The sequence below is a fragment of the Pseudorhodoferax sp. Leaf267 genome (genome assembly GCF_001422405.1).
Lineage (GTDB): Bacteria > Pseudomonadota > Gammaproteobacteria > Burkholderiales > Burkholderiaceae_C > Pseudorhodoferax.
In genome coordinates this window covers 95221-107459 of record NZ_LMMV01000006.1, presented here as the reverse complement: position 1 = coordinate 107459, position 12239 = coordinate 95221, and the positions used below count along the sequence as shown (strand labels likewise).

Genomic DNA, 12239 nt, shown 5'->3' with positions numbered 1-12239 from the left:
TTCCTGCCCCCCCGCGCAGCCTGCCCATCGGCGCTGCCCGGCGTTTCCCGTTCGTCAAGGCCGTCGCCATTTCTCCCTCGGATTGCCCACCGGCCTCGCCGGCCGCCATCGCCGCTGCGGCGCTGCACGCCTTCGACCAGGTGCTGGCCGCCAGCCCGGGCCTGCGCGTACGGGCCGGCCAGCGCCAGATGGCCGAGCGCGTGGCTGCCACCTTTGCCGGCGCCACGCTGGGCCAGGTGGAGGAGGGCGACGAGCCGGACCGTGCGATTGCCGTGATCGAGGCCGGCACCGGCGTCGGCAAGTCGCTGGCCTACGCGGCCACGGCCGTGTCCATCGCGCTGGCGCGCAAGACGCGCGTGTTGATCTCCACGGCCACCGTCGCGCTGCAGGAGCAGCTGGTCCACAAGGACCTGCCCGCGCTGGCCGCCGTGATGGACCAGCCTTTTCGCTTCGCGCTGGCCAAGGGCCGGGGCCGCTACGTCTGCAAGCTCAAGCTGGCGCGCCTGGCCGGCGAGGAGGGCGCCGAGGAAGACGATCTGTTCGCCGACGCCAGCGAGGACCACATGCAGGCGCCGGGCTCGGCCGCCGAGCGCCTGGCCCGCGTGCAGTTCTACGGCGCTCTGGCCAAGAGCCTGGGCAAGGACTGGGACGGCGACCGGGACAACCTGCCGCAACAGCCCGCGATGGAAGCCTGGTGGCCCGTCGCGGCCGAGGCCAGCTCCTGCACCGGCAAGCACTGCCCGGTGTTCAACGGCTGCACTTACTTCGACAAGCGCCGCGAGTTGGTGGGCGCCCAGGTCATCGTGGTCAACCACGACCTGCTGCTGGCCTCGCTGGGCGGGCGCAACCTGCCGTCGCTGGACAACGCGCTGCTGATCCTGGACGAAGCCCACCACCTGCCATCCGTCGCGCTGGAGCGCTTCGCCTGCGCGATGGACCTGGGCGCGACCGGCTGGATCGACACCCTGGCCCAGCGCTGCCGGCGCATCGGCGGCCTGATGCTGGTGACCGAGGCCGCCGACACGCCACGCCAGGCCGCGCAGTTGCAGCAGAGCCTGGCCGACCTGCAACGCCTGGTGCTCGACGTCTATGCCGCCGAGTTCGCCGCCGCGCCGCAGGGCGTGGAGGGCGCCCGCGTGCGCGTGCCGGGCGGGCTGCTGCCCGAGACGTTGAACGAGCCGCTGCAGATGGTGCAGGCCATGGCCGAGACCTTTCTGGACATCCTGTCCAGCGTGGCCAAGGCCTTGCGGGCGCAGATCCGCGACCTGCCCGACGAGGCACGCCGCCTGTCGGTGCTGTACGCCCAGCTGGGCATGCTGACACCACGGCTGGAGCAGGTGCATGCCGCGGCCCAGCTGCTGCTGACGGAGACCGCGCCCGAGTCGCCGCCCGTGGCCAAGTGGTTCAGCCTGCACGCCGGCAGCGCCAAGGGCCCGCGCGTGCGCGCCCATGCCAGCCCCGTGCTGCCCGGCAGCAGCCTGCGTGGTCAGCTGTGGAGCGGCGTGCGCGCCGCGGTCATGACCTCGGCCACGCTGCGCGCCGGCGACGCGTTCGATTTCTTCCTGCGTGAGACCGGCCTGGCCAACGACGAAGCCGTCGCCACGCTGGCCGTGGCCAGCCCCTTCGCCTATCCGGAACAGGGCCGCTTCATCGTGGTGGAGACGCGCGCCGACCCCAAGGACGCTGCACGCTTCACGCCCGAGCTCGTGCAACTGCTGCTGGCCGATCTGGCAGACGTGCGGCGCGGTGCGCTGGTGCTGTTCACCTCGCGCGAGCAGATGCGCCAGACGGTCGCCGCGCTGCCGCCCGGCCTGCGCGCGCTGGTGCTGGCGCAGGGCGAGATGCCGCGCACCACGCTGCTGGCGCGCCACCGCGATGCCGTGGCAGCCGGTGGGCCGTCCATCGTGTTCGGCCTGCAGTCCTTCGGCGAGGGCATGGACCTGCCGGGCGCGCTGTGCGAGCAGCTCTTCATCACCAAGCTGCCGTTCGCGTCGCCCGACGACCCGGTGGGCGAGGCGCGCGCGGCCTGGCTGCGCAACATCGGGCGCGATGCATTCAGCGAGCTGGTGTTGCCGGCCACCGCGATGCGGCTGGCGCAATGGGCCGGCCGCGCGATCCGCAGCGAGACGGACCAGTGCAGCATCCTGTGCTATGACCGCCGGCTGATCGCTACCGCCTTCGGCCGCCGGCTGCTGCAGGCGCTGCCGCCGTTCGCGCGCTGGCGGCGCGACGTGCAGGGCCGGCTGCACGCGATCGACGTTTGAACCTCAGACGCCCAGGTGCACCTGCAGCAGGCCGGGCTGGCCGAGCAGCGCTGCGCTGCTGCCTTCGAACACGACGCGGCCCTTCACCAGGATCACATTGCGGTCGGTGATGCGCGTGACGTGGCGCCAGTTCTTGTCCACGATCACGCTGCTGATCCCCGAGCCACGGATGAGCTCGCAGATGCGCCAGATCTCGCGCGCGATCAGCGGCGCAAGTCCCTCGGTGGCCTCGTCCAGGATCAGCACGTCGGGGTTGGTCATCAGCGCGCGGCCGATGGTGAGCATCTGCTGCTCGCCGCCTGACAACTGCTGGCCGCCGTGGCCCAGCCGTTCCTTGAGACGCGGGAAGGTGTCGAGCACGCGTTCGTAGTGCCAGTGCTCGCCTGCGGTGGCGCGGGCCCTGGCCGCGTCGCTGCGGCCGGCGCGCGCGGCCATGCGCAGGTTTTCCTCCACGCTCAGGTTGCCGAAGATGCCGCGGCCCTCGGGCACGTAGGCGATGCCCAGTTGCGCGACCTCGTAGGTCGGCCGGCCCGTCATGGTGCGGCCCTGCACGGCCACGCTGCCGGCCTTGGGCACGACGATGCCCATCAGCGTCTTGAGCAAGGTGGTCTTGCCCATGCCGTTGCGGCCCATGAGGCCGATGGTCTCGCCGGCCGCGACGCGGAAATCCACGCCGTGCAGGATGTGGCTGGCGCCGTAGTAGGTGTCGAGGCCGCGGGCCTCGATCAGCAGGGTGTCAGTGGCCATGGTCGTGCTCGGCTTCCTCGCCCAGGTAGGCCGCCTGCACGGCCGCATCGGCGCGCACGGCGGCCGGGCTGTCGCTGGCGATGACCTGGCCGTTGACCATCACCGTCAGGTGGTCGGCCAGCGCGAACACGGCGTCCATGTCGTGCTCCACGAGCAGCATGGCGTGGTCGGGCTTGATGCGCAGCAGCAGTGCCACCATGCGCTCGGCCTCGGCCTGGCCCATGCCGGCCAGCGGCTCGTCCAGCAGCAGCACGCGCGGTGCGGTCGCCAGGCTCATGGCGATCTCGAGCTGGCGTTGCTCGCCGTGGCTGATGGTGCCGGCGATGGCGTCGCGGCGCGCCGTGAGGCCGGCCAGCTCCAGCGCGCGTTCGCAGCGTTCGCGCGTGGCGGCGAAGTCCTGCGCACGGCGCAGCCAGCGGGCCGGGTGCTGCGCGCGTGATTGGGCGGCCAGGTGCACGTTGTCCCAGACGGAGAAGGGCGCAAAGATGTTGGTCTTCTGGTAGCTGCGGCCCAGGCCCTGGCGCGAGATCCTCTCCGGCGACCAGCCGGTCACGTCCTGGCTCGCCAGGGTCACCTTGCCTTCGGTTGGCGGCAGGTCGCCCGACAGCAGGTGCGACAGCGTGGACTTGCCGGCGCCGTTGGGGCCGATCACGGCGTGGATGCGGCCGCGCCACAGGTCCAGCGAAACGGCGTTGACCGCGGCCAGGCCGCCGAAGCGCTTGGTCAACTGCCGCGCGGAGAGCAATACGTCGGCCGTCATGCCTTGTCCTTGCCACGGCCCAGCATCCGGTCCGCCAGGCCCATCAGGCCACGCGGCGCGAGCCATACGACGGCCACGATGAAGATGCCCATCCACAGCTGCCAGTGCTTGCCGAAGCGCACGGCGCCCACCGTGGGCAGGTCCTTGAAGACCGACAGGAGCGTCTCGAACGCGAACGCCCCGACGATGGCGCCGGCGAAGTTGCCCATGCCGCCCAGGATCACCATCATGATGGCGTGCGCGCTCATGTGAAAACCCATGAGCTCGGGGTTCACGAAACCGGTCTGCACGCCCCACAGAAAGCCCGCCAACCCGGCCAGCGCGCCGGCCAGCGTGAAGGCGGCGAGCTTGTAGCCGAAGCTGCCATAGCCCATGGCGCGCATGCGGTGCTCGTTCACGCGGATGCCGGCCAGCGTGCGGCCGAAGGGGCTCCACAGCAGGCGGCGCAGGAAGGCGTAGACGGCCAGCATGCAGAACGCGGTGAAGTAGTACAGCGTGCGCTTGTCGTCCAGGTCGAATGGGGTCCAGCCAAAGGCTTCAGCGCTGGGGCGGAAGTTGATGTACAGCCCGTCCGATCCGCCCAATGCCTTGTTGTCGAAGAACAGGTAATAGACCATCTGCGCGAAGGCCATGGTCACCATGATGAAGTAGATGCCATGCGTGCGCACGACGAAGAAGCCGATCACGAGCGCGGCCAGCGCCGAGGCCAGCACGGCCAGCGGCAGCGTCCACCACAGGCTGACCGGTTCGCCCGCAGGCGTCATGAACGCGAGCGCGTAGCCGGCCACGCCGAAGAACGCCGCATGCCCCAGCGACACCAGGCCGGTCACGCCCTGGATCAAATCCAGGCTCATCGCGAAGATCGCCATGACCATCATGCGCGTGACGACCTGCGTGTAGAAATCGCTGCCGACGAAGGGGAAGGCGAGCAGGGCGACCAGGCCCAGCGCCAGCGCTACCTGAACGCCGCGCGGCAGGATTTCCAGATTCGACCGTGCAGCGCTCATTGCTTGAACAACCCTTCGGGCTTGTACAGCAGCACCGCCGCCATCAACATGTAGACCAGCATGCCCGCTACCTGCGGCAGCAGCACCTTGCCGAAGGTGTCGACCAGCCCGACCAGCAGCGCTGAGATCAGCGCGCCGCGCACCGAGCCGATGCCGCCGATCACCACGACCACGAAGCACATGATCAGCACCTGCGAGCCCATATTCGGGTAGACGCTGGCGATCGGCGCGGCGATCATGCCGGCCACCGTGGCCAGGCCGATGCCCAGCGCGAACACGACGGCATGGATCAGCCGGATGTTGATGCCCAGCGATTCCGTCATCTCGCGGTTGAACGCGCCGGCGCGGATCTTCATGCCCAGCCGCGTGCGCGCGATCAGCCAGTACAGCCCGATCGCCAGCACGATGCAGATGCCGGACATGAAGAGGCGGTAGACCGGGTAGGACAGCGTGTCGGTCAGCGGGATCGAGGCCGACAGCGCGGCGGGGATCGCCACGCCATGCACGTCGTCGCCCCACAGGATGGAGCGCAGTTCCTCGAAGATGTAGATCAGGCCGAAGGTGAGCAGCACCTGGTCCAGGTGGTCGCGGTGGTAGAAGTGGCGGAACAGCAGCCGCTCCAGCAGCAGGCCGAAGGCCACGGCCAGTAGCGCGCCCGCGAGGATGGCCAGCGTCAGGCTGCCGAATCGGGCGGTCAGCGAGTATGCGAGGTAGGCGCCCAGCATGTAGAAGCTGCCGTGCGCGAGGTTGACCACGCCCATGATGCCGAAGATCAGCGTGAGGCCGGCTGCCAGCATGAACAGCAGCAGGCCGTACTGCACGCTGTTGAGCAACTGGATCAGGAAGCTGGCGAAGTCCATGCGGCTCGGGTCAGGCGCTGCGTCGCGTGAGCAGCAAGAGGCCGCCCATCAGCGTGAAGAGGCCGCCGCAGACGCGGTTGATCCAGCGCGCCGGCCCGCTGCGGCGCAGCAGCGGTGCCAGGCGCGACACGCCCAGCGCGCAGGCCGTCAGCACGCCGAACTCGAAGGCCATGAAGGTCAGCGCGAGGATGGCGAACTGCGGCGCCATGGGCGCGGCAGGGTCCAGGAACTGCGGGAAGAACGCCGCGAAGAACAGCACGGCCTTGGGGTTGCTCGCGCCGACCAGGAAGCCTTGCAGGTAGAACGAGCGGCCCGGCTTTGCGTGCGGCGCAGCGGCCACGTCCAGGGCCGGCGCTGCGCTGCGCAGGGTCTTGATGCCGAGCCAGATCAGGTAGGCGGCGCCCAGCGTCTTGGCCACGGTGAAGGCGGTCTCGGACGTGGCGAGCAGGGCGCCCAGGCCCATGGCCGACAGCAGCATCACGCACAGCACGGCGCTGACCGAGCCGGCCACCGAGGTCATGGCCGGGCGCGCGCCGTGGTTCAGCGCGTTGGTCATGCACATCAGCATGGTGGGGCCCGGCGTCACGATCAGCAGCGCGACCGCTGCGACGTAGAGCAGGTAGGTGGAGAGGCTCACCAGTCAGCCCATCTTGCAGCCGGCACCGGAATCTGACAGCGCCTTGGCGGCGATGCCGATGACCTTGTTCTCCTTGTTCTCGACCCGGCGCAGGTAGATGTCCTGCACCGGGTTGTGCGCCTTGCTCATGGTCCATTTGCCGCGCGGGCTGTCGATGGTGGCCGACTCCAGCGCCTTGTACAGCGCGGGCTTGTTGCCCGTGAGGTCGCCATTGACGGCCTTGGCGCCCTGGGCCAGCAGCAGGCCGGTGTCGTAGCCCTGCACGGCGTAGACGTCGGGCTGGCTGCGGAACATCTTCACGTAGTCGAGCCGGAACTGCTTGTTGCGCGGCGTGTCCAGCGAGTCGCTGTAGTGCATGGTCGTGATGATGCCGTCGGCGGCGGGGCCGGCGGCGTCCAGCACGCCCTCGGTCAGGAAGCCCGAGCCGTACAGCGGAATCTTGTCCTTCAGGCCCGCGGCCGCGTAGTCGCGGATGAACTTGGCCGCGCCGCCACCGGCGAAGAAGCAGGCCACGGCGTCAGGCTTGAGCGAGGCGATCTCGGTCAGCAGTGCCTGGAACTCCACGTTGGGGAAGGGCAGGCCCAGTTCCTTCACGATGGTGCCGCCGGCCTTGGTGTAGCTGTCCTTGAAGCCCTCGTAGGCCTCGTCGCCGGCCGCGTACTTCCAGGTGATCCACACAGCGCGCTTGTGGCCCTTGGCGACCATGGCCTGGCCCAGCGCCAGGGTAGGCTGCGAGTTGGTGAAGCTGGCCCGGAACACGTTGGGCGCGCACAGCGCGCGCGTGGCGGCATGCACGCCGGCGTTCGGGATCAGCGTCAGCACGCCGCTGTCGCGCGCAACCTTCTGGATGCCCATCTGCACGCCGGAATGCACGGTGCCGATCAGCACGTCGACCTTGTCGCGCTGCACCAGCTTGTTGGCGTTCTCGATGCCCTTGGCCGGCTCGGACTCGTCATCGACCTTGAACCACTCGATCTCACGCCCGCCCAGCTTGCCGCCTTGCTCGGCGATCGCCATGCGCACGCCGTTCTCGATCGCCACGCCGAGCTGCGCGAAGGTGCCGGTGTACGGCAGCATGAAGCCCACGCGCACCTTGGCGCCCTGGGCACGTGCCAACTGCGGCAGCAGCAGGCCGGACGAGGCGGCGCCGACCAGGGCGGCGCTGCGGGACAGGACGAGTCGGCGTGTGGGGCTCATGAAGGTCTCTCCGTGGTCAATCGTTTAGGTCTAAAGAATCTATCGCATCGCCGGTGGCCCGGCGCCTATGACTTTCCCGAGGCTCACGCGGGCATCTGCGCCAGCGCGGTCGGCAGCCAGGCGCGGCACCAGGCGGTCGCGACCTCTTCGGCCACGCTGCCGTCGCTGGCGTCGTGCGTGAAGATGTCGCCGATGCGCCTGGCGCCCAGGCATTCGAGGCGTTCGTCGAACTTGCGGCCACCGAACGCGAAGGTGGCGCCGTGCGAACCCGCGTCGCCCAGCGCGATCACGCCGTAGCGCACATGGCCGAGATAGCGCGGTGCGTCGTCCAGCGAGGCGTACAAGGCCTGCGCGTTGTCGGGCACGTCGCCCGCGCCATAGGTCGACGTGCACAGGAGATAAAGTGCATCTTCCGCAAACGCATCGATGGACAGCCCGTCCATCATCACGACCTCGATTTCGTCGACCAGATCGGCGCAGTCCATCTCGATGGCCTGGGCAACGTACTCAGCGGTGTTGGTCACGGTGCCGACCAGAATCTTCAGTTTCATGCATGCTCCGTTGATGCATTAAATTGCGTGTTTGCGCAGTGACAGGCAGTATATTGCGGCATCGACGCCGCGCAAGACGGCTCGACCCTCGCGCAAACCCTTGGGTGGCACGCCGCTGGCTCAGCCGGGCTTGACGGTACGGTAGAGCGCGCGGATCAGGTCCGACTGCGTGATGATGCCGACCACGCGGCGCTCTTCGTCCAGCACCGGGATGTGGTGGTGGCCAGCCTCGGAGATCAGCGGCAGCAGTTCGGCGATGAAGCGGTCGGCGGTGGCGACGCGCACCTCGCGCGTCATGATCTGGCCGACCACCTCGGGCTTGTCGCCGGTCGTAAGGCCGCTGGCGCGGATGAAGTCCTTCAGACGGGCACCCAGGCCGTCGATGGGCTCGATGTCGGCATGTTTCATGAAGTCGGCCACGGTCACGATGCCGACGATGCGCCTGGCCTTGTCGGTCACGGGCAGGGCCTTGACGTGCCGCGTGCGCATCTGCTGCCAGGCCTCGCTCAGCGCGGTGCCGAACTGCACCGTCAGCGGCTCGGGCGACATGACGTCGCGGCAACGCAGGTCGCCGAGCGTGCGCTCGTAAGCGGCCGACTCGGCGTAGTGCAGCAACTGCTCCAGGTCGTCGCGGCTGATGTCCAGCACCTGGTCGTAATGGGCCAGTGCGGCATCCAGGTCATCGCTGCTGAAGCGAGCCGACCGGCCCGGCGGCGCAGGCTTGGGCGGCTGCAACGCATGCGGGTAGCGGCGGCCGCTCAGCCGGTGGTAGGCCACGCCTGCCAGCACGATGACCAGCGTGTCGATGAACACGGGATGCAACGCGAAGCCGGGCTCGGAATGGCTCAGCACCGCGAGCAATGCCGAGGCGCCGCCGGGTGGGTGCAGGCAGCGCAACAAGAACATCGTGGCGATCGCCAGGCCGACGGCCAACGGCGCGGCCAGGGCGGTGTCGCCGAACAGGCGCGCGCAGGCCACGCCCACCAGGGCGGACACGGTGTTGCCCATGATGGCCGGCCAGGGCTGGGCGAGCGGGCTGGAGGGCACGGCAAACACCAGCACGGCAGTGGCCCCCAGCGGCGCGATCAATGCCGTGCCGGGCAGGTCAGGTGCCAACCACCGTCCGACCAGTGCCGCCACGAGGATGCCGATGGCGCTGCCGGCAGCGGCGCGCAGCACTTCGGTGCGGCTGACCCGACCCCCTGCGACCAGCCCGCCCGCGGCGGCGGCGCGCATCCAGGCGGGCAGGTCGGGCAGATTCATGCGCGCCGGATCATATCAATCTATGAGGTATCGATCAGGCCAGATTGGCACCGCGCTGGGCCAGCAGCTCGCGCAGCAGGGAGCGGTGGCAGCGCGACGCATCCTCGCAATAGCAGCCCACCGACAGGTTGGCGCCGTGCGACAGCGCGGCGAGCAGGTCCAGGCTGCGGCTGGGATCGGGCAGGCTCATCTCGGCCAGGTACTTCCTGCGGAAGCGGCCCCAGTCCTTCTCGGTGCCGGACGCCTGGGCGGCCTGGCCCAGTGCCATGGCTTCGGCGCTGGGCGCGAGATTGGGGTACCAGCAGTCGTACCAGTCCTGCTCCGCAAAGGCGGTCTTGGGCACGCCGCGTGGCGGGCGCCGAACCGTGCCGATGCGCAGGCCTTCGTCCACCGCGCGCGGCGTTCCGAGACGTACGACTCGCAATGCCATGGTGCTCTCCTTTTTGTTCTGAATTGGGGGCGCTTCATTTCCCCGGGTTAGAATGGCGGGCTTCGGAGCGTAGCGCAGTCTGGTAGCGCATCTGGTTTGGGACCAGAGGGTCGTAGGTTCGAATCCTATCGCTCCGACCACGAATCGAACCGAGCCGGCAGGACCTGTACCTGCCGGCTTTTTTCATGGGCCGGCGCCATCGATGCGCTCCTCAAAGCGTGAAATCGTGGGCGACTGGGAGTGTGTTCGCACCCCCCGGACTGCGCCGGGCGTCGGATAATCGTGGGCTTCACCAAACGCCCATGGGAGCGCCACCCGTACCACGGCGCGGCAGCCCCATCCGACATGCGCAAGATTCACAAGATCGCTCTCGCTCTTTCCTTCGTTTCGCTGATCGCCACTCACGGTGCTGCGTCCGGCAACACGTCCGGCCAACTCCTTGCACAGATGACGCTCCAGGGTGGCTGCATGGTGTCCGGCGCCTCAGGCACGGGCGGCTCGGGCGCTAGTTTCGGCACGCTCGATTTCGGCGCGCAACCGTCGACGTTCACCGGCGTGCTCGTGGCCACCGCGAGCGGCGGTGGCGGTGCGGGCCCGACCCAGATCGTCTGCTCGCCCGACGTGGCGTCGATGTCGGTCAGCGTGAATGCAGGCAACAACCCGGGGCAGGGCACCGCGGTGGGCACTGGCAGCCGCGCCATGAAGCTCAGCAACGGCGCCTACCTGCCTTACGAGGTCTACAGCGATCCGGGCTTGACCGCGCCCTATGCAGCCAACGCCAGCATGGTCGGCGTGGCGCTGCCTGGGACCGGCGTTGCACTCGCGCTGCCGATCTTCGGCCGCATCAACAAGACCAGCGCCGCCGCCATGCCTGCCGGCACCTACACCGACGTCCTCCAGGTCACTCTGAGCTGGTGAGACCCCGGCTGGACGCCATGCCTCCAGCGCCACGGGAAGGCACGGGGCAAGTCGATGCGCCTGGCGGCATAAGGTTCTGACGAATCGTTCGTTCGCGTTTGCGCGCGCGGCCAACACAATGGCGCCGACCGACTGGCAGCACCCGCTGCGGTCTGAACCTTCCGCCGGAGCTTCCATGGCAGATGCCGCCACCCCGAACCTCGATTCCCCCCAGGCGTTCCAAACGCAGGTCGCGCAGATCTTGGCCATTACCGCGCGCGCCTGGCGTCTGACGCCGCGCTCGGCCCAGGCCCTGGCGCGTCGCGCCGCCTACGGCTACGTGCCGCGGCGGACCCGGCTGCGCACCGCTGCGGCCCTGGCCTTGCGGCCGGCCGGCCCCAGCTTTGCGTATTCGTGGTGAGCACGGCCATGGACGTCTACGCCATCAACCGCGTGCAGCTGAGCTACCCGCCCGCGCTGCAGCGCGAAGTGCAGCATTTCTATGGCGAGCTGCTGGGGCTCACGCTGATGCCACAACCCACCGAGCCCGTGTTGCGCTTCGCCGCGCGCGGCCAGCGGGTCGACCTGGTGGCCACGGACCCGCCACCCGAGCGGCCGGCCGGTCTCACGCAGCTGTCGTTCGAGGTGCAGGGCCTGCCCGGCTTGCGCCGCCGCCTGCTCGACGCGTCGCTGAAGCTGGAGGAACACCTGCCGCTGCCGGGCTACCTGCGCTTTTACGTGCACGACCCGGCCGGCAACCGGCTTGAATTCCTCGAACCCGACACGGTGTGAACCACGCGCTGCGCCCTGGAGGGCGGGGCGCGCTTCCTCGATCCGCTGCATCCGTTCACGCGCCACGACAACGTTGACGGCCTCAGGCCGGCCTTGACGGGCCCTGGCCGCCGTCTAGGCGCCCAGGAGGCGTCGCCGGATGGCGTCGCGCATGGCCAGCAGGCGCGGGCCGTGTTGCGTGCGCATGGCCTTGGCTGGCAGCAGGTAGGCAGGGCCGCCCAGGTTGAACGCGTGCACGCGCGCGCCGCCGGGCTCCACCAGCGGCACGGCCACGCCATGGATGTCGGCCTGCCAGTCGCCGAGGGAGCAGCAAAAGCCCAGCTCGGCGATCTCGCGTGCCGCCTGGTCGATGCCGCGGCGCAGCTGCGGCCAGTCGCGGCCGTGCTGGGCGGCCAGTTCGGCCAGCAAGGTCTCGCGCGCGGGCTCGGCCAGGCCGGCCAGGTAGGGCCGGCCCATGGCGCTGGTGGCGATCGGGATGCGCGTGCCCGGAAACAGCCGCAGCCCCACCGGTCCGGGGCCTTCACAGGTCTCGGCGTACAGCATGCTCAGGCGCTCCTGCATGCCCAGGCCCACGTTGGCGTTGGACTGCTGGGCCAGCTGCTGCATGGGTTCGATCGCGACTCGGCGCAGGTCCAACCGGGCCAGCGCCAGATGGCCCAGTGCCAGAGTGCTGCCGCCCAGGTCGTATGTTTCGTGCCGCGCGTCGTAGCGCAGGTAGCCCAGCTGCACCAGCGTGTGGGCCAGGCGTGAGACGGTGGCGGCCGGCATGCCGGTGCGCTCGGCGAGCTCGCGGTTGCCCAGCGCGCCGTCCTTGGGCTTGAAGGCTGTGAGCAA

14 protein-coding genes and 1 tRNA gene are annotated in these 12239 nt (G+C 69.4%); 5 read left to right on the top strand and 10 right to left on the bottom strand.

Translation table 11 applies throughout. The features are described 5' to 3' along the window. Positions 1–68: 68 nt before the first annotated feature. Positions 69–2264: an ATP-dependent DNA helicase DinG gene (dinG, locus tag ASF43_RS11045; RefSeq protein ID WP_369803256.1), complete on the top strand. Its 2196-nt coding sequence runs from the start codon at positions 69–71 to the stop codon at positions 2262–2264. Between the two features lie 3 nt (positions 2265–2267). Here dinG and ASF43_RS11040 read toward each other — a convergent pair whose 3' ends face one another. The 9 genes from ASF43_RS11040 to ASF43_RS11000 form a co-directional block, all read right to left on the bottom strand. Further along, the gene (locus ASF43_RS11040; protein ID WP_056180411.1) at positions 2268–3011 is read right to left on the bottom strand and encodes an ABC transporter ATP-binding protein; all 744 of its coding nucleotides are present in this window, start codon (positions 3009–3011) and stop codon (positions 2268–2270) included. Then, a complete protein-coding gene (locus tag ASF43_RS11035) occupies positions 3001–3771 on the bottom strand; it encodes an ABC transporter ATP-binding protein (protein WP_056180408.1) in 771 nt (256 codons plus the stop codon). Before ASF43_RS11035 ends, ASF43_RS11040 begins: the two co-directional genes overlap by 11 nt. After that, complete coding sequence (locus tag ASF43_RS11030) at positions 3768–4778, bottom strand: branched-chain amino acid ABC transporter permease (RefSeq protein WP_056180405.1); 1011 nt, start codon at positions 4776–4778, stop codon at positions 3768–3770. The genes ASF43_RS11035 and ASF43_RS11030 overlap by 4 nt, the downstream gene beginning before the upstream one ends. Next, positions 4775–5638, bottom strand: coding sequence for a branched-chain amino acid ABC transporter permease (locus ASF43_RS11025; RefSeq protein WP_056180403.1), 864 nt, complete (start codon positions 5636–5638; stop codon positions 4775–4777). Before ASF43_RS11025 ends, ASF43_RS11030 begins: the two co-directional genes overlap by 4 nt. 10 nt (positions 5639–5648) lie before the next feature. Next, complete coding sequence (locus ASF43_RS11020) at positions 5649–6275, bottom strand: LysE family translocator (RefSeq protein WP_056180400.1); 627 nt, start codon at positions 6273–6275, stop codon at positions 5649–5651. Between the two features lie 3 nt (positions 6276–6278). Further along, positions 6279–7472 carry an ABC transporter substrate-binding protein gene (locus ASF43_RS11015; RefSeq protein WP_056180397.1) on the bottom strand — a complete coding sequence of 398 codons (1194 nt, stop codon included), beginning with the start codon at positions 7470–7472 and terminating at the stop codon, positions 6279–6281. Between the two features lie 83 nt (positions 7473–7555). Next, on the bottom strand, positions 7556–8023 hold the full coding sequence (locus tag ASF43_RS11010) for a flavodoxin domain-containing protein (protein ID WP_056180394.1): 468 nt from the start codon (positions 8021–8023) through the stop codon (positions 7556–7558). Between the two features lie 120 nt (positions 8024–8143). Continuing rightward, positions 8144–9286, bottom strand: coding sequence for an HPP family protein (locus ASF43_RS11005; RefSeq protein ID WP_056180391.1), 1143 nt, complete (start codon positions 9284–9286; stop codon positions 8144–8146). A gap of 34 nt (positions 9287–9320) precedes the next feature. After that, a complete protein-coding gene (locus ASF43_RS11000; RefSeq protein ID WP_056180389.1) occupies positions 9321–9716 on the bottom strand; it encodes a DUF488 domain-containing protein in 396 nt (131 codons plus the stop codon). Between the two features lie 63 nt (positions 9717–9779). Between ASF43_RS11000 and ASF43_RS10995 the strand changes: the two genes are divergently transcribed. From ASF43_RS10995 to ASF43_RS10980, 4 genes are all read left to right on the top strand, one after another. Next, a tRNA-Pro gene (locus tag ASF43_RS10995) sits at positions 9780–9856 on the top strand. Between the two features lie 205 nt (positions 9857–10061). After that, the gene (locus ASF43_RS10990; RefSeq protein WP_056180384.1) at positions 10062–10634 is read left to right on the top strand and encodes a spore coat U domain-containing protein; all 573 of its coding nucleotides are present in this window, start codon (positions 10062–10064) and stop codon (positions 10632–10634) included. Positions 10635–10809: 175 nt separating this feature from the next. Continuing rightward, positions 10810–11034 carry a hypothetical protein gene (locus tag ASF43_RS10985; protein ID WP_056180381.1) on the top strand — a complete coding sequence of 75 codons (225 nt, stop codon included), beginning with the start codon at positions 10810–10812 and terminating at the stop codon, positions 11032–11034. An 8-nt stretch (positions 11035–11042) separates the two neighbouring features. Then, complete coding sequence (locus tag ASF43_RS10980; RefSeq protein ID WP_056180477.1) at positions 11043–11405, top strand: hypothetical protein; 363 nt, start codon at positions 11043–11045, stop codon at positions 11403–11405. Positions 11406–11519: 114 nt separating this feature from the next. On the opposite strand, the gene ASF43_RS30695 is transcribed toward ASF43_RS10980, so the two are convergent. Beyond that, a complete protein-coding gene (locus tag ASF43_RS30695; protein WP_156373278.1) occupies positions 11520–12239 on the bottom strand; it encodes an IclR family transcriptional regulator in 720 nt (239 codons plus the stop codon).